Below are 16,970 nucleotides of genomic sequence, written 5' to 3'. Positions count from 1 at the left end.
GCAATATGTGGTAGGGACACAGCACTGCTGTGTCCTAATCTGTCTCTATCAGTTATTCTTGCACAGCCACACAAGTAGAAAGCATTTTCGCCACCCCAATAATCGGCAACATATTGAGAATTTCCGCCGCAAAAGCATCTATCAACAAATAGCGACTTCTTTCCAAATCCAAACCGCGACTTTGCAAGTAAAAAAGCTCATCATCTTCTAACTGGCTGACAGTTGCACCGTGGGAACATTTAACGTTATCCGCCACAATTTCTAACTGCGGTTTAGTATCGACGCGAGCCCTCGGCGACAGCAACAAATTCCGGCTCAACTGTCCGGCATCTGTCAATTGTGCGGCTTTGCGAACGAAAACTTTGCCGTTAAATACTGCGCGAGCTTTGTTACCAACAATGCACTTGTGCAATTGCTTACTTGTGCCGTGGGGGTGATTGAAATCAATTAGACTGTGAGTGTCAGCTAACTGTTCGCCAAAGGCTACGGTTAAGCCGTTGAGAATTGTTTCCGTGCCTTCGCCGCGCTGAAATACTTCTAAATTGTGGCGCGATATTTTGCCGCCCAAGCTGATAGCATGACAAGTATAGCTGCTGTTGCGCGATTGCTCGATCGCACTTTTGCCAATATGAACCACATTCAAAGTTTCCCGCTGCAGCCTAACGTGGTTCACCGTGGCGTTTTCGCCGACAAAAACATCCGTCACAGCATTCGTAAAAGCGGGTAAATTACCGATTGTGGTGTAATCCTCAATCAGTGTAACTTTGCTGCCAGCCTCAGCTATGATTGAGCAGTGCGGCTGACACATCGTCGCAGATGCACCGGGTGCGGTGAGGAACAGCAAGTGAATCGGCATTTCGACGGACACATTGGCCGGCACGAACACCACCGCAGAATCCGCCAAACCCGCAGTATTCAGGGCTGTAAAAACTTCTGTTTGCTGGCTGTGCTTGCTCAAAACATCGGTGATGCGCGATCGATATTTTTCGGGTACATTAGATAAATTACCTGCATAAAAGTCCGGCAAATTCGGCAAAACCGCCGACTCCACCGTTGACAAATCCGGCGCATAAAAACCGTTGACAAATACCAATCTTAACGGTAAATCATCCCGATTCTTCACAGGCATAATGATATCAGCCAGCTTAACCGTTGACTGATAGCTTTGCGGTACATGAAAAGGAACTTGCAACACCGACGACAAATCAGTAAAGCGCCACTCCTCATCCTTCACCGTCGGAAAACTCGCAGCAAGCACGTATTCAGTCGCCGCATCCCGCAAATCCTGCAACCCGTAAGCCGAACCTTTGCCATTAGCAACCTCCAACTTGCTGCACTGATTCACCAAATCAGCCAAAAACATTTCCCTACTAGCAACTTGCGTATTTATCATCGCGCGCCCACTCCTGCAGCTTCCTCTTCCACAACCCAGTCATAACCGCGCTCTTCCAATTCCATCGCCAACTCTTTCGGGCCAGTCAAGATAATTCTGCCCGCTTCCATGACATGAATAAAATCAGGAATAATGTAATTGAGCAACCGCTGATAATGAGTAATCACCAACATCGAATTTTCAGCATTTGACAACTGATTGACACCACCGGCGACAATCTTGAGAGCATCGATATCCAAACCTGAATCAGTCTCGTCCAAAATCGCTAACTTCGGTTCCAACAAAGCCATTTGCAAAATCTCGTTGCGCTTTTTCTCGCCCCCAGAAAAACCCTCATTGACGCTGCGGCCCAAGAAAGCCGGATTCATCTTCACAACATCCAGCTTATCCTCGATTAAATCTTGGAAATCAAAAGCATCCAACTCTTCCAATCCCCGATGTTTGCGGTGAGAATTGTAAGCCACGCGCAAGAAATCCACATTACTAACGCCGGGAATTTCCAAAGGATATTGGAAAGCCAAAAATATGCCCGCCAAAGAACGTTCTTCTGGCGGTAATTCCAGGAGATTTTGTCCCATAAAAGTAACTTCTCCACCCGTCACCGTATAAGCAGGATGGCCGGCTAATATTTTGGACAAAGTGCTTTTACCTGAACCGTTCGTGCCCATAATCGCGTGAATTTCACCCGATTTAATTTCCAGATTCAAACCCTTAAGAATTTGGGTATCATCCACATTCGCAGTTAAATCGCGGACGGATAGCACCACTTGACTATTTTCAACAATCATCTATTTTTGTCCTTTTCCTCAATGCACTTTACAGTTTTTTCTTCTCGTTCTTCTCGTTCCTAGGCTCTGCCTAGGAATGCGTGTGGCGAGGCTCTGCCTCGTTGGAAACGGGAGAGAGAAACGTGAGGCAGAGCCTCTAGATATGCGTTACCAGGCAGAGCCTGGTAACGAGGGTTTCTCGCCCGCCAAAATATTTTCTTCCTTCTTCCTTCTTCCTTCTTCCTTCTTCCTTCTTCCTTCTACCCGACACTTCCTTCGAGCTTCAGACTCAACAGCTTATCAGCTTCCGCCGCAAATTCCATCGGTAACTGATTGAAAACATCTTTACAGAAACCGCTAATCATCATCGAAATAGCATTTTCTGCGGAAATTCCCCGCTGTGCGAAGAAGAACAATTGCTCTTCCCCAATCTTGGAAGTCGAAGCTTCGTGTTCCACTTTAGCAGTGTGGTTCTGCACTTGAATGTAGGGGAAAGTATTTGCTTGAGCGTTGTCGCCAATCAGCATCGAATCGCACTGAGAGTAATTGCGAGCGCCCTTAGCGTTCGGCCCCATTTTTACCAATCCGCGATAGCTGTTTGCAGAATTACCCGCCGAAATTCCCTTAGAAATAATCGTGCTGCGAGTATTTTTGCCGACATGGATCATTTTGGTGCCGGTGTCAGCTTGCTGCTTGTTATTTGTCAGGGCTACCGAGTAGAATTCCCCTACTGAATTGTCGCCGACTAATACGCAACTGGGATATTTCCAAGTAATCGCGGAACCGGTTTCTACTTGCGTCCAAGAAATCTTGGAATTGACTCCTTGACACAAACCGCGCTTTGTCACAAAGTTGTAAATTCCGCCTTTACCGTTCGCGTCGCCGGCGTACCAGTTTTGGACTGTTGAGTATTTGATGTCGGCATTGTCCATTGTTACCAATTCCACGACGGCGGCGTGCAGTTGGTTGGTGTCAAACATCGGCGCGGTGCAGCCTTCTAGGTAAGACACGGAACTGTTTTCTTCTGCGACAATTAGTGTGCGCTCGAACTGGCCGGAATCTTCGTTGTTGATGCGGAAATAGGTTGACAATTCCATCGGGCATTTTACGCCTTTGGGAATGTAAACGAAGGAACCATCGGTGAATACGGCGGAGTTGAGGGCTGCAAAAAAGTTGTCGCCTACTGGTACGACTGTGCCAAGATATTTTTCGATTAGTTCGGGATAATCTTTGATGGCTTCTGTGATGGAACAGAAGATAACGCCGTCTTTGGCTAGTTTTTCTCTAAAGGTTGTGGCAATTGAAACGCTGTCGAAAACAACATCGACGGCGACATTTCCCAGTCGTCTTTGTTCGGATAGGGGAATTCCTAATTTCTCGAAGGTTTCTAATAGTGTCGGATCAACTTCGTCCAAACTGTTGAGCTTTTTGGGCTTTTGTTTTGGCGCGGAGTAGTAGATAATATTTTGGTAGTCGATCGCGGGATAGTTGACATGAGGCCAGGTGGGCTCGGTCATTGTCAGCCACTTCCGGTATGCTTTGAGGCGGAATTGCAGCATGAATTCCGGTTCGTTTTTCTTGGATGATATCAGGCGGACTACATCTTCGCTCAAGCCGCGGGCGATGGTGTCCGACTCGATGTCGGTAACGAAACCGTATTTGTAGGGCTGGTTGACTAAGGTTGTGACTGTAGAGCTCATGATTTTGCGTGTTCAGTGTTCTAGATAATGCTCTCAAAGATGGCAGACGGGCAATGGTTGTCTGGGCTTGAGCGAGTTCTGCTGGACTGCTCGGTTGAGTTAAACAACAGGTTTGTTGCTTTACTATATTTTAAGCTACATTAACAATAGTGATATTGTCAAAGTCAAATTAATAATTTTTTGTGAAGATGATGGAGACTACTCAGCAGACTTCCACGAAACAAGACATCCTGGAATATTTGCTCAAGGGGGATAAAGGGACGGCTCTTGAGTTGGCGGAGTCTTTGGAGATGAGCCCGCAGGCGATTCGCCGTCATTTGAAGGATTTGGAGGCGGAGGGGCTGATTCGGTATCAGTCGGTTCAGGCTGGGATGGGGCGACCGCAGCATATTTATGAGCTTACCAGTCTGGGGCGCGATCGCTTCCCGAATCGTTACGGCGATTTTGCTGTGTCTTTCTTGGATACTTTGGCGGAAACCGTCGGCCGCGAGCAAGTGATTAGTATCCTGCGAAAACAGTGGCAGCGCAAGGCTACGGACTATCGGCGCTTTGTGGGTTCGGGTTCGCTGCAAGAGCGGGTGACTAAGTTGGTGGAACTCCGCAGGGCTGAAGGTTATATGGCTGAGTGTTATCCTGTAGAATCTGTAGGTATGGAAATGTGCGATCGCGCTGGTTTGGGCGATCGATTTGTGTTGATGGAACACAACTGTGCTATTTCTAATGTGGCGGAAACTTTTCCGAGTGTTTGCGGCAATGAGTTGGAAATGTTTGCGGGGGTTTTGCCAGATTGTATTGTGGAGCGGACTCACTGGATTATTGATGGGGAACACCGCTGCGGTTATTTGATTGCTAGGAAGAAGGAAGTAGTCAGTAGTCAGTAGTCAGTAGTCAGTAGTTGTTATTAGTTATTAGTTATTCAACAGTCAACAGTCAACAGTCAACAAATAACTATGGAGCCATTAGCAGATTTTTTAAAGCCGGAAGAGTGCGCCGAAGTTGATAGGGCGCTGCTGTCGTCGAAGGAAAAGTTTTCGACTCGGTTGGCAATTTATGGTTTGAGGGTGCTCAAGCAAATTGCTGGGGAGACTGGTTTGCCGATAACTGAGGTGTCTAATCAGCAGGTGATGGATTGGATTAAGAATGATGAGAGCATTCAACAGTCGATTCAAGTTGATGCTAGTTTTGAAAACTTTTTTACTAATTTGGTGGTTGCGTCTTTGCGACCGTTGAAGCAAATTGCGGCAGAATCTGAAAGTGCGATCGAGCAATTAACAGTTAAGCAGGTTGTGGCGTGGTTTGTAAAGGATGGGAAGATTCGCCGAGAGCAGGGAACGGATGCGGCGTTTTTGGATTTGTGATTGGGCTGACGCGCTCAGACTCCCAGAAACCGGGTTTTTTCGGAATCTGTCGCGTGCAACGAAATATTTTCATAATAAACCCGGTTTCTCGCCTCTCATCGGACTCCATGACATCATCGGAAAAAAACTTTTCACCAAGGGGTTGACAAACTGGGGAGAGTTTGGTAATGTAATTAGGTCGAGCGAAAGAGATGCAGCGCATCAAACTAAACGCAGACACAGGATTTAAAGTTTTCAAAGCTTTCCTGGTGCTTATGATGTAATGGAACCACTCCGATCCATCCCGAACTCGGTTGTTAAACGTTGCTATGGCGAAGATACTCGGCGGGTCACTGCCCGGTAAAATAGCTCGGTGCCAGGTTAATAATAAATTAAAGCTCTTTTCCCGCAACAAAGGAAAAGGGCTTTAGTTTTGTCACAGAATATTTATCACTGAATATTTTTGCCCCGTCCGCTCCAACGCCCTGTTAGAACGCGCTTTGGTGGCAATTTCACAACTTCTCTGCCGCTTTCAGCTTGTTTCTTCTGCAAGTCTGCAAATATTGCCTCCAAGTCATAATTGAAAGACTTGGCATACTCTTCACGAATTTTGTGAATTTCTTCTACGATTTCATCTTGCAACATAAATTAATTTCCTAGTAGTTCATAGGGCGTACAAAGGATGGGTAACTGATATCCGAAATCAAAACTGATTTCTGCAAGTTTTCCCTGGATTTGAGCGTTTGCGATATGCTTACAATTCCAGGTTAACAGGTAATCCAAGCCGTGAACGGTCGCTGCTGCAATGTGAATTGCATCGATATCTGCTTTAGGGGGAAGATTGCTGCGTGTAAGAAATTGCGAGGCTAACTCTCGGACAGCTTGATTTAATTCTAGCAATGGAACACCGCGAAGGAGTTCCATACGTTGAACCGCAATTTCTGTGTCTCCTTGTGCTACCTCGTTTAGGACAGCCTGTGAGATGTACATTGTGAAAGCACTGCGGCGATACTCCCACCAATCTTTTGTTACCTCGATATTGGCAGCCAGGATTAGGTTTTTGGTCGATCGAGCTGTTAGGTAGCCCAAGATGCTGGTTTCAATGTAGAGGGTTTCGCTCATAGGGGATAGGTTGATAGCCTCTTCATTTTAAACCCAACCATTCCTCGTTGTAAAACTTCTGCATCGCATAGGATCATAGTTCTAAACCTTGTTGCCGATACTTATTGAGTAGGAGTTGCTGATATTCGCTCTTCGGCTGATTAGTCATTACTTCCAGGCGATCGACCTCCTCGAACCATTTTGCCCAAGCTTTAGCAATATCGTCTGGGAGTTTGGCATCAGCTATTCTATTTGATTTTAACATAATCATAACAATCGATCGCCTCACATCCAGTTATTACACAATAACTATTGAGGAATTTTCAACTTCCAACCAACCTCAATACGGTTTGGATTCGTTACCAGTGTTGGATAAGTCTCTCTATTCGCTGAGACTATAATTTGTACAGAGACACTATAATTCTGTGCGATTTTACTCAAAGTATCTCCACTTTGCACAGTGTGAATTATGTACTTATTTAAATCATTTAATATGCTAATAACAGGATTATAAAGTCTAATTTGACCATTTTTTAGAAAAAGAGTTGCTGCTTTTTCATATTCATTAATAGCAGATTCACGATTATCAAAATCATGATAGTAAAGATTTCCTATTCTCACATAAGCAGGCGCATAGTTAGGATCAATCTTAATAGCTTTCCTATACTCCTGTAATGCAGCATCTTTCTTTCCTCCTCTTTGATAAACATCACCAAAACCAACATAGCTAGGTGCATATTCTGAGTTAAGTTTAACTGCTACAGAATACTCTTTGAGAGCAGATAAGTCATCGTTCATTGCTAGATAAACATCACCACGACCAACATATCCAGGTGCATATTCTCGATCGGCACTGACGGCATTAGAGTATTCCTTGAAAGCTCCATCTTTGTCTCCGTCAAGTAAATAGATATCACCGCGACCAATATAGCCAAGTGCATACTTAGGATCTACTTTCACACTTGAAGTATAGTCCTTAAAAGCAGCCTTAATATTTTCTAGGCTTAAGTAGGCATTGGCTCGGTTGTAATATGCAGTGGAGCTATTGTGTTGAATTTCAATTTCCCTTGTATATTCTAGGATTCTTCTCTTCAATTCATACTCTTTAGTCTTCAAGAAGGTATCCCATTTAGGAGGCGAATTAGGGTATCGGCACGTTAAATCTGAAGATATCCATTCACCAGTCATCATCCAGTGTTCAAGAGAACACGACCATAGCACACTACTATCAATTAATGTGGCGAAACCAGAATTACCCAGATGTGGACGTAAAAACCAAATAGGTATAAGGATTAAAGGCAAAGCATACCATCCTTTTGGACGAAGTATCCAAGGTATGCGAAATATAGTTATAGATAACTGTTCTGCACTTATATTTAAAGATTGAGTAAGCCTTACACTGTTAGCTAAAATATCGCTCACTATGTAGAGTATTTCTGGTGGCTTCTCCTTTCTTTTTCTTATGACTTGAGTTATCTGGCACTCAAAGAAACATAACGATTGAGCGGTAAGTTTTGCAAAAAATAAAACTATTTCTAAGATTTTTACACTTAGCCAGGGTAGACAACGAAGTACGAGCCACGGAACAAGAGGCATAACTAGCAGGAATACTAATACTACCTGCCACGGCAAGGGTATTGGCAATAGCAATTCCCATATTTTTTGAAGTATAAATCGCATAAATACGACAAAGTAATTGTTGATTATGTTAATTTTCTGGACTATCTTTTATCATTCATCATCTTGATCTCGACTAATTTCGTCAGGCATAGACGGCTTGACCTCTTCAATGTGTTGAAAACCCCCTATTTCCTGAGATTCGGATTTACCTTCTAAGAAAGCTACTGATTGTTCAGAAATTCCACTTACTTCTTTGAATAAAGCTTTAGCGACTCCTTCAAGTTGCCAACCTTCTAACGCACCTTTCTCGATAGCAATTTCAAGCATTTTTTGCTGTTTTTCGGTCTGCATTCTTTGGTGACTCAACGTGACATCTACCATTGCTTTAATTGCTTCATCTTCAGGATCATTTGGATCGAGCATTGCCAAAAGAGTTGCCCAATCACCAGATTTGATTAAAGGTGCAAAAAATTCTGCTCTCTTCCCCTTTAAACTTAGCTTAGCTGTCTGTTGCAAGTCGTCTAGTTCAGACTCCCTTGAAAATCGAGTCTTTTCATCTTGAAAATCGTGGGTTTTCAATTGTCTGTTAACAAGACGAGTACGAATTTCTTCATCTAAAGACAATTTGACAAAAGCGGGGCGACTTAGCTTGAAGCCTTTGTCACGAACCTCCTCTTCAATTCGAGCAGCAATAGCATTTTCTGCATTTCCACTCTCCTCATGCATGTATCTGCGGCTAGTACGCCGCATCACGTCAACTGCTAAATCCTTTATAAATTGACCTGCATCTGTTCTAGCACGACGCACAATCAGGGCAGGAGCCTGAACAGCAGGATTATCGTTTATTGCATATGTCAGCCTAACTTCTGCCTGAAATTCAAAAGCATCGGCACAAGGTAGCTTTTCATAAAAGTTGAGTGAGCGATCACCCATATCCACTTCATAAAATGTGCTGTATCTGCCCCACAATAGTTCTCCTTGTGTCGGACCGCGTTCACCTTCATAAACAACGAGAGAGGGTTTACCATCGCCAACAAAAACAAATGCGGTTCCTGGTTTTGGTGATTCAGGTCGCTTCCAACGATTCAGTTCTTTCTCAACAAAAAGCAACTTTTCCTCTGACATTTTATACTCCTGTGTTAAGAATGTTGTTTAATCAAATTTAGAATCCGGATAGCTGTCTCAGAACTTCTAGACCACCTATTTAGATAGCTACAAATCCGTTCACGCTCTTTACCAGGATTGGCTAATGTAAAGATAATTCGTGCAAGAGTTTTATATAACGCTTCCTGCTTATCAACAAATTTCAGCCAACTAAGAATTTCTGGCAGGATCAAATTTCTTGTCCCTTCTAAATTGAGAGAATTTCTTACAAGATATGTTATTAAATCTTCAAAGTCTTGACTCTGTTTTGCCAACCACAGCAAGGTTGGTTGACGAACATGATCTTTGACGATCCATGACTCACTCATTAATCCCCAAAATATAAGTAAACTTAGCCGATGAATAGACATTTTCTGATCTTGCCCTACCCATTTTTTAAGTGCATTTAATACGAGCAAATGTAGGTGGGAAACCTGTTGACCAGCATCAAACAAACTTGCCACAGCTTGAGCAATATCCGATAATAAACCTCCATCACCTGACTGAGCAATTATCTTCAAGTTGTCAAGTGCTTGTTGAGGAAAGAGTAAGCCTATGTAACCACCATATGCAGCAATAGCTGTCCAATGCAAACGAGGTGAGTTCTGTAACGCACTCCAGTGATGAAGGAGATTTAGAGCTTGCTGGGCAATCTCCTCATTCTCGTCATACGCCACTATAGTAAGACCTAATGCTGCTAATCTTTGAACGCTTTGCTTGTCTGATTTCGCCCAAGGTGAGAGTATCTTTTCACGAACAGGACGAAATTCGTATATTGCTAGCTGCCCTGCGACTGCTGCCGCTCTTAAGCGCACCTCAAAACTTGGGTGTTCTCCTAGCTCATTTACCCACTTAAGTGTCGCTTCTGCGTAATTATCATACTCATGCCAAATGTGAGACAGAATAGATAGAGGAGCTTCTTCATTCTTAAATAAGACCGTCTTGATCTGACTCTTCCCATATTCAGTAACTTCATAAGCGTCAGCTAGATATGCAGAGATATCGTCAAGCCATTGAGTTCGTTTCTTCTCAGTTAATCCTGCATTCTTAATGCTAGATGTCATGCTTATGCCTCCCCTTCTACTTGAGGTTGGAGAATAGATTGCAATCGTTGGCTAGCTTCAACAACTATGCGATAATTGCAGCCGTTAAGTGCTGCTAGAGCAATCATAAAGCTACGTTGCTTAATATCTTCGCATCTGTCAAATACTGAGTCGATAGATTCAATATTCTCTTTATTATCAAGTGGTTTATCCTTAACTTCTCCTGAGAACCCCCCTGTATTAGCGTTTGAATGAGTTGTTTGATTGTTTCCTACAACATTTCCGTGGTTTTCTACATTACTATCTGTAATGTGAATACCACCCTGATAAATTGTTGTGAACAATGGCTCATCAAGTCTAAGGTCTTTTGCCTTTTTACGATATTTTAGATATTTAAGAAATTCTTTATCCTCATCTAAGCTAGAATCTTCAGTCTTGTTACCTTTAGCCTTGAAAACGCTCTCGGCTGATTTAAGGCCTTCTTCCTCTGAAATTGGCTTAATGGATTCGTCATCTCTATCATCATTAGAATCATCAGAAGTAGGTTTGTTGCTCATCTCATTGGGTCTCCAGCTAGTGATTGCCGAGCGTCTGATTACCCCCAACAATACTTCCTGAGTTATCGATAGTTGAGCCACCACCAATATCTACACCTCCAATGCGAATGCTTGTTTGAGCAGAAGATGCTTTTGCCTCGTCAAGAGCTTTCGCAATCTCTAGGCTTAACTCCGGATCATCCATTAGAAGTTTCTTGATTTGAAAGCGCAGTGCAGCTTGTGCATCTGCATCCGAAGGATTATTTGCAACTTCTGTAGCTGCTTTTGCAATTTCTGTAGTCGTTTCTTCCCCATTAGATTTTGATTTAGAGCGAGAAACAAGTTTCATCCAAATAGTTTTTGCCCATTCCCAGGTATCAGTGCCTATCTTCTTTGAAGCTTCTCCCCAAGCTTGTTCCCCTCCCTTTAACAGATATGGGATTGCTGGAACCAGAAGAGAAGTAACCATATTTGCAAGTGGCTGAGGGTCTAACATACTTTCTACCTTTAAACTATTTATTTTTGAAATAAATATTTAACTTAAAGTATAACCTATTTAATTTTGAATGTCAACAAGTAATACTCAGGCTACCGTCCCACCGATAACTTGAGAACCATAACTATACCCAACGTCAGCAATACAATAGCCCATTATGTAGTGCGATCGCCCAAAATCGCACTCACACCATCACTATCTTGCAACTTGCCGAAAATTACGCGATCGACTATCGTTCCTAGTAGCAGGAATCACAAAGAAAACATGACAGCAATATTGCCACCTTGGATAGTTTTAGACTCCCTACTGCACAACTGGCTACTAGAAGATATCGGTAGGGGCGATCGCACAACATCGGCCTTATTTCCCGCAAACAGCATCCAGGGTACTGCTAAATGGATTGTTAAAGAAGCTGGAGTCATTGCCGGATTGCCGATCGCACATCGCACATTTAAACTTTTAGATAGCAGCCTCAGTTTCATCCCCCAAGTACCCGAAGGGAAACTGTGCGAAAAAGGAGAAGTAATCGCCGAGATGTCCGGCAACTTCGACGCGCTGCTAACCGGAGAAAGGGTAGCATTAAACTTGGCAATGCGTTTGAGCGGCATCGCTACTTTAACTCAAAAATATGTTGACAAAATTGCCGATTTACCCGTGCAATTGGTGGATACGCGCAAGACAACGCCGGGGTTGAGATTGTTGGAAAAATACGCAACTCAAATCGGCGGCGCTTGCAATCACCGGATGGGATTAGATGACGCGGTAATGATTAAAGACAATCACATTGCGGCGGCTGGGGGAATTGCCGAGGCGATCGCCCGTATCCGCAATTCTATCCCCTATCCGCTGACAATCGAAGTCGAAACCGAAACCCTCGCCGAAGTGCAGACAGCATTGCAGCACAAGGCGGATATTATCATGTTAGATAATATGTCCTTTGACTTAATGCGGCAGGCTGTGGCAATAATTCGCGAAAAGAGCGATCGGGTAAAAATTGAAGCTTCTGGGAATGTTACTTTAGAAACTATTAGGAGTGTGGCGGAAACCGGAGTTGATTATATTTCTACCAGTGCTCCAATTACGCGATCGACTTGGCTGGATTTGAGCATGAAAATTAATAGTTAGTTACTGATATCAGGAGACGGCAATGCCGTTTCCCTACAATTAATTAGGGTAGGGAAACGGCATTGCCGTCTCCTCCTCGCAAGCGCAATCGATTATTTTGATTGACTATTCGCTGTTCACTATTGTTATATCAATTATAATTGCATCAGAAGAATTTAACCGCAGAGAACACAGAGGGCACAGAGAAAGAGAAGAGAGAGCGGCAATTCTGATGCTACCAGATTTGATATTATTGGTTATTTAGTCGTGTGAATAACTAATAGTTAATTCCCAATTTTTAACGCTCAATTCCCAATTCCCAATTCCCAATTCTCGATGCCCAATGCCAAATTACTTTGAGATAAAATGCACCCAAAAATCTCCGTCAGCCATACAAACGCTGCGGATTAAACGATAGGAATAGTGCAAGTAGGCACCGCTGACACTTGTGTCGTAGCCGCCTGGGAACCACTCGCCATAGGGGTCGTGAACGAAGAATCCTTCACTGTCGTAGCCAGCAGCAACTATAATGTGACCGAAAGACGTGAAGTATCCGTGGATGACAGCGGGATTTCCGCTTGCCAGCCAATCTTGAACGTCATCAATAGTTGCATTCTCGGTATAGTAATCTTGAGCGCCGTAATCTCTAACAATTTTTGCTAAATCGTAGGGGTCCCAGCGACTGTAACCTTTGGCGATCGCATATTCGTAGAGTTCATCTTCATATTGTCCGCTTCTATTGCGCCGCGGCACTCTCAAAAAGTCCAGACACATCGCTATAGAAGTTACATTACAAGCACCTGTAGGATTGTAAAAATTATCTAATTGCGATCGATAAGGAATGCCAAGTCGGACAGTGGGCGGGTTTGGTTTGGGATAAAGCAAAACGCCGTCTAAAGTAACTTGAGCGTGTCCTCCGTAAACATACCAAATCCCTGAACCTTTGAAAGATTCATTGCGGAGAGCAACCCTAATGTGACCGCGAATTGGCACAAAAGCTAGGAGTTCAAACTCTTTTCCCGCTGGGATTACTTGTTTTTCTGATTCCTGAAGTTGAGAAGACGCTAGGGGTTTTGATTTAAAAATAGTGTCTCTGGTCGTTTTCAGGATCGGGCGAGGTGTGGGAATGTCCGTCGTTTTGGTTTCGATCAGCTTTTTGGCTGTAATTGCTCCCAAAAAACCCGGTTCGCCGCACTTCATCAAGGTTTGAAATCGGTGGAGGGCGGCGGTAGAAAGTGGGCCAAAGATGCCGTCTACTGGAGGTTTCAGTAAACCCAGGTCAATGAGACGGCTTTGAATTTGGCGGCTGAGCTCGTTGTCGGCAGCGATTGCTTTGGCATCGTACCTAATTTTTGAGTTGAGAAAGTTTTGTAATTTCATGCTTCCCTGCCCACGTCAATCGATTTTAGATTTTAGATTTTAGATTTTAGATTTGAGAATTACGATCGCCGATAAATCCGGTGTCCCTACAGCAAATTGCTCGACCGTCAATAATTCCCAGTTTATCGTCTCATAAAATTACGGCCATTCTACCGATCGTCCGTACCTTAAAAGCTTTAAATTCATGATTCGATACAAAACCTTTAAGGCGGAGTGCGATCGAACTTGATATCCTGTCCAGTCGATCGATCGAAATAAGATGGGTTAGTAGTGCGGACTTTAGTCCGCACTACTAACCTTTTTTTGTTACCATCCTAGATCGGACACGATCTGACACAGTATTTTCAAATCAAAGAAGGCGATGATTTACCTTCTTTGTGCTCCCTAGCTTGACAAGCAAACGATTGCGTCTGGGAAGGAAGCAGTCGGGTTTATGCTGCTTCGGGGCGAATTACCACCACACCCATCGCATCGGGAGACAGATATTTGACGGCGGCTTCCCGGAGATCCTCGGCTGTCTGAGATTGGATGCAGGCTGCGTAGTTGAGGGCGGGAGCGATATCTCCTACCATCGACTGATAGTAACCGTACAAACTTGCTCGATCGCTGGGAGTTTCGTTACCGAAGATAAACCGATTTGCTACTTGGGTGCGGATGCGGGAAATTTCGGCATCTGTCACCAGTTCGGTTTGCAGAGTGCGGATGTGTCCGACGATGGCTGCTTCCACTTCGGCTATATTTTCTGTCGCCAGTTGAGCGGAAATCGAGAATACCCCGCCTAGTCGCTGAGTCATGTTGCTGACGGAAATTGACGAGACTAGCCCTCGATTTTCGCGCAAATCCTTAACCAAGCGAGTTGTGCGCCCGTGGCCCAATACTGTCGCCAAAACGTCGAGGGCGTATGTTTCGGACATTTCCACAAAGCCGGGGACTCGCCACATCACGATCAGTCGAGCTTGCTGGAGGGCAGAGTCTACAAATTCGCGGCGGATTGTTTCGGTAAAGGGCGATTCTTGGCCGTAGTTGAGAATTTCGGATTCTGGGTGAAAGTTGCTGAGGGCGGGCAGATTTATGGTGCTGTTTTGTGCTGTGCTTTTGCTAGCAAAACTTTCGGCGACAATTTCTATTAGTCGATCGACCGGCAAGTTACCTACAGCGACTGCTGTCATCGCCCCTGGCTGATATCTGCTGCTGTGGAAATCCCGCATTTGTTGGGCCCTCAGATTTTCGATGACGGAAGTCGGGCCCAGTACCGGTCGCTTGTAGGGCAGGACTTCAAAGGCTAATTGCATCGATCGCTGATAGGTGCGCCGGCGCGGATTGTCTTCCGATCGTCTAATTTCTTCCAATACTACCAGCCGTTCTCGCTCGAAGGCATCGTCGGGAATGCTGGCGTTGAGCAAGACATCGACTTGCAGTGGGGCTAGTTCAGCAAAATCTTTAGGAGCTGTGGTGATGTAATAGTTCGTGTAATCTTGACTGGTGGCGGCATTGGTGACAGCGCCGCGTTGTTCGATCGCCCGTTCAAATTCTCCACTCTGAATGCTGGGAGTTCCCTTAAAAATCATGTGTTCTAAAAAGTGAGCCATACCGTTGATTTCGTCGGATTCTACGGCTGAGCCTAAATTCATCCACACGCTGAGGTTGACGGCATCGACTGGTAAGTGTTCGGCTATAACTGTGAGGCCGTTGGGGAAATGGCGCACTGTTGGAGCGTTCAGGGGCGATCGGGAGGATGATTTGAGCAGGGTTGATGTCATTGGGCTTTTAAATTTATTTGTTCTCTATATCTTAAATGGTCTTTAACGAAGGCATCAGGGATTCGGCATCTGTCATTGGCTATAAAAACTGCGATCGGGCACAACTGTTTTTTTTTGACATTATTAAAAATGGAAAATCCCAAATTGCATCAAAATTTAATATTTCGACAGCCTGCTTGGCAGCGATTCGCCCGATCGACCTCGGGCAAAATCGGCTTAATTTTGACTGTAGCGCTGATTTTCTCGGCACTGTTAGCTCCCCTACTTTCCCCCTACAATCCGGCGGTCGATCGCGATTATTTATCCCGATTAGTGGCTCCTAGCGCCCAGCATTGGTTCGGCACCGACAGTTTGGGGCGAGATTTGTTGGTGCGAGTGTGGCACGGATTGGGGATATCTTTGCTCGTCAGCTTAGTTTCTGTGGCTGCGGGATTGTTTGTGGGAGGGCTGTTGGGACTCTTCGCCGGATATTTTCGCGGATGGGCTGAAGTGGCGATCGGCACTTTGGCGGATATTTTGCTAGCTTTTCCTTCGATCTTACTGGCGATCGCCGTTGTCACCGTCACCGGGCCGAGCCTGCAAAGCGTAATTATCGCCGTCAGCGCCGTGCAAATTCCCATTTACATCCGCCTCACGCGCAGCATGGTGTTATCGCTGCGAGAACAAGAATTTGTCTTAGCAGTCAAAGCCTTGGGCGCCAGCGACTTACGGATTATTTTTCGCCACATTTTGCCGGGAAGTCTCCCGCCGTTAGTTGTACAAGCAACTCTTTCCACTGGTACAGCCACGCTAGAAGCCGCCGGTTTAGGTTTTCTCGGTTTGGGCGCGCAGCCGCCAGCCCCGGAGTTGGGGACAATGCTTTCCGATGCTTTTAAAGGCGGATACGCTCTTTCATCTCCTTGGACTATTTTGTTTCCAGGTTTGCTAATTACCTTGATAGTTCTCGGTTTCAACCTTTTAGGCGACGGCCTGCGAGACGTTTTAGACCCCAGAGGGAATTAGAAGGCGAGAGGGGGAGATTGGGGGAGGGGGAGATTGGGAGAGGGGGAGAGGGGGAGAGGGGGAGATTGGGAGATTGGGAGAGGGGGAGATTGGGAGATTGGGAGATTGGGAGATTGGGAGATTGGGAGATTGGGAGAGGGGGAGAGGGGGAGATTGGGAGAGGGGGAGATTGGGAGATTGGGAGATTGGGAGAGGGGGAGATTGGGAGAGGGGGAGATTGGGAGATTGGGCAAAATCCTTCTTCTACCCTCGAACCTCAACATCCACCCATTACATACATCAATTACATCCGTTACGTCCGCTATACAATCCGTTGCCGAACTTCCTCCTCTTTCTCAAATCGAAAATCTAAAATCTAAAATCTAAAATCGACTTGACTGATGTCACGATGTACGCGAAACTTTACATAACACTGACGTATTGATCCCACCTATTAATAAGTTCTGTTAAGTTGTGACTCAAAACCTATCAATTAGTCAAAATTGATATAGTGGCGAGTCAGCCAACTCTCAAGAAGCGACTTCAGGAGGCATCGTACCAAGCTTGCTGGCGTCGGTGTCTGATTTCATCGTTCCTATTCAGTCAGCC

The 16,970-nt window shown here is 44.9% G+C and carries 18 protein-coding genes and 1 rRNA gene; 6 read left to right on the top strand and 13 right to left on the bottom strand.

Annotated features, from left to right (window positions below; translation table 11 throughout):
- Positions 1 to 52: 52 nt before the first annotated feature.
- From sufD to sufB, 3 genes are all read right to left on the bottom strand, one after another.
- Positions 53 to 1,393 (bottom strand): Fe-S cluster assembly protein SufD, encoded by a 1,341-nt coding sequence (gene sufD, locus QUB13_RS05320; protein WP_333379581.1) that lies wholly within the window; start codon positions 1,391 to 1,393, stop codon positions 53 to 55.
- Positions 1,390 to 2,181: a Fe-S cluster assembly ATPase SufC gene (gene sufC, locus QUB13_RS05315; RefSeq protein ID WP_333379580.1), complete on the bottom strand. Its 792-nt coding sequence runs from the start codon at positions 2,179 to 2,181 to the stop codon at positions 1,390 to 1,392. Before sufC ends, sufD begins: the two co-directional genes overlap by 4 nt.
- Positions 2,182 to 2,420: 239 nt before the next feature.
- Positions 2,421 to 3,860 carry a Fe-S cluster assembly protein SufB gene (gene sufB / locus QUB13_RS05310; RefSeq protein WP_333088681.1) on the bottom strand — a complete coding sequence of 480 codons (1,440 nt, stop codon included), beginning with the start codon at positions 3,858 to 3,860 and terminating at the stop codon, positions 2,421 to 2,423.
- A gap of 188 nt (positions 3,861 to 4,048) precedes the next feature.
- On the opposite strand from sufB, the gene sufR reads away from it, so the two are divergent.
- The 3 genes from sufR (at position 4,049) to rrf (ending at position 5,579) form a co-directional block, all read left to right on the top strand.
- Positions 4,049 to 4,741, top strand: coding sequence for an iron-sulfur cluster biosynthesis transcriptional regulator SufR (gene sufR / locus QUB13_RS05305; RefSeq protein WP_333379579.1), 693 nt, complete (start codon positions 4,049 to 4,051; stop codon positions 4,739 to 4,741).
- A gap of 69 nt (positions 4,742 to 4,810) precedes the next feature.
- Positions 4,811 to 5,218, top strand: coding sequence for a hypothetical protein (locus tag QUB13_RS05300; protein WP_333379578.1), 408 nt, complete (start codon positions 4,811 to 4,813; stop codon positions 5,216 to 5,218).
- 244 nt (positions 5,219 to 5,462) lie between these two features.
- Positions 5,463 to 5,579 (top strand): 5S ribosomal RNA (gene rrf / locus QUB13_RS05295).
- Positions 5,580 to 5,647: 68 nt separating this feature from the next.
- Here rrf and QUB13_RS05290 read toward each other — a convergent pair.
- The 8 genes from QUB13_RS05290 to QUB13_RS05255 all read right to left on the bottom strand — a co-directional run bounded on the left by QUB13_RS05290 (position 5,648) and on the right by QUB13_RS05255 (position 11,136).
- The gene (locus QUB13_RS05290) at positions 5,648 to 5,842 is read right to left on the bottom strand and encodes a hypothetical protein (RefSeq protein WP_333160832.1); all 195 of its coding nucleotides are present in this window, start codon (positions 5,840 to 5,842) and stop codon (positions 5,648 to 5,650) included.
- 3 nt (positions 5,843 to 5,845) lie between these two features.
- A complete protein-coding gene (locus QUB13_RS05285) occupies positions 5,846 to 6,319 on the bottom strand; it encodes a type II toxin-antitoxin system VapC family toxin (RefSeq protein ID WP_333379577.1) in 474 nt (157 codons plus the stop codon).
- 73 nt (positions 6,320 to 6,392) lie between these two features.
- Positions 6,393 to 6,563, bottom strand: coding sequence for a hypothetical protein (locus QUB13_RS05280; RefSeq protein ID WP_333379576.1), 171 nt, complete (start codon positions 6,561 to 6,563; stop codon positions 6,393 to 6,395).
- Between the two features lie 44 nt (positions 6,564 to 6,607).
- Positions 6,608 to 7,720 (bottom strand): tetratricopeptide repeat protein, encoded by a 1,113-nt coding sequence (locus QUB13_RS05275; RefSeq protein ID WP_333379575.1) that lies wholly within the window; start codon positions 7,718 to 7,720, stop codon positions 6,608 to 6,610.
- A 309-nt stretch (positions 7,721 to 8,029) separates the two neighbouring features.
- Entirely contained in the window at positions 8,030 to 9,043 is a 1,014-nt protein-coding gene (locus QUB13_RS05270; protein WP_333379574.1) for an SPFH domain-containing protein, read from the bottom strand.
- A gap of 14 nt (positions 9,044 to 9,057) precedes the next feature.
- Entirely contained in the window at positions 9,058 to 10,125 is a 1,068-nt protein-coding gene (locus tag QUB13_RS05265; RefSeq protein ID WP_333379573.1) for a hypothetical protein, read from the bottom strand.
- Between the two features lie 2 nt (positions 10,126 to 10,127).
- Positions 10,128 to 10,661: a hypothetical protein gene (locus tag QUB13_RS05260; RefSeq protein ID WP_333379572.1), complete on the bottom strand. Its 534-nt coding sequence runs from the start codon at positions 10,659 to 10,661 to the stop codon at positions 10,128 to 10,130.
- A 16-nt stretch (positions 10,662 to 10,677) separates the two neighbouring features.
- A complete protein-coding gene (locus QUB13_RS05255; RefSeq protein WP_333379571.1) occupies positions 10,678 to 11,136 on the bottom strand; it encodes a hypothetical protein in 459 nt (152 codons plus the stop codon).
- A gap of 264 nt (positions 11,137 to 11,400) precedes the next feature.
- On the opposite strand from QUB13_RS05255, the gene nadC reads away from it, so the two are divergent.
- Positions 11,401 to 12,261, top strand: coding sequence for a carboxylating nicotinate-nucleotide diphosphorylase (gene nadC / locus QUB13_RS05250; protein ID WP_333379674.1), 861 nt, complete (start codon positions 11,401 to 11,403; stop codon positions 12,259 to 12,261).
- 330 nt (positions 12,262 to 12,591) lie between these two features.
- Here the strand turns inward: nadC and QUB13_RS05245 are convergent, their stop codons facing one another.
- Positions 12,592 to 13,620, bottom strand: coding sequence for a C39 family peptidase (locus QUB13_RS05245; protein ID WP_333379570.1), 1,029 nt, complete (start codon positions 13,618 to 13,620; stop codon positions 12,592 to 12,594).
- A gap of 431 nt (positions 13,621 to 14,051) precedes the next feature.
- Complete coding sequence (locus QUB13_RS05240; RefSeq protein WP_333379569.1) at positions 14,052 to 15,380, bottom strand: M16 family metallopeptidase; 1,329 nt, start codon at positions 15,378 to 15,380, stop codon at positions 14,052 to 14,054.
- A gap of 129 nt (positions 15,381 to 15,509) precedes the next feature.
- Between QUB13_RS05240 and QUB13_RS05235 the strand changes: the two genes are divergently transcribed.
- The gene (locus tag QUB13_RS05235; RefSeq protein WP_333379568.1) at positions 15,510 to 16,382 is read left to right on the top strand and encodes an ABC transporter permease; all 873 of its coding nucleotides are present in this window, start codon (positions 15,510 to 15,512) and stop codon (positions 16,380 to 16,382) included.
- Positions 16,383 to 16,399: 17 nt separating this feature from the next.
- A complete protein-coding gene (locus QUB13_RS05230; RefSeq protein ID WP_333379567.1) occupies positions 16,400 to 16,741 on the top strand; it encodes a hypothetical protein in 342 nt (113 codons plus the stop codon).
- Positions 16,742 to 16,970 lie beyond the last annotated feature (229 nt).

The organism is Microcoleus sp. B4-D4 (genome assembly GCF_036705185.1).
Lineage (GTDB): Bacteria > Cyanobacteriota > Cyanobacteriia > Cyanobacteriales > Microcoleaceae > Microcoleus.
Note: the sequence above shows the minus strand (reverse complement) of the source record. Positions and strands in the feature narration are given on the sequence as shown.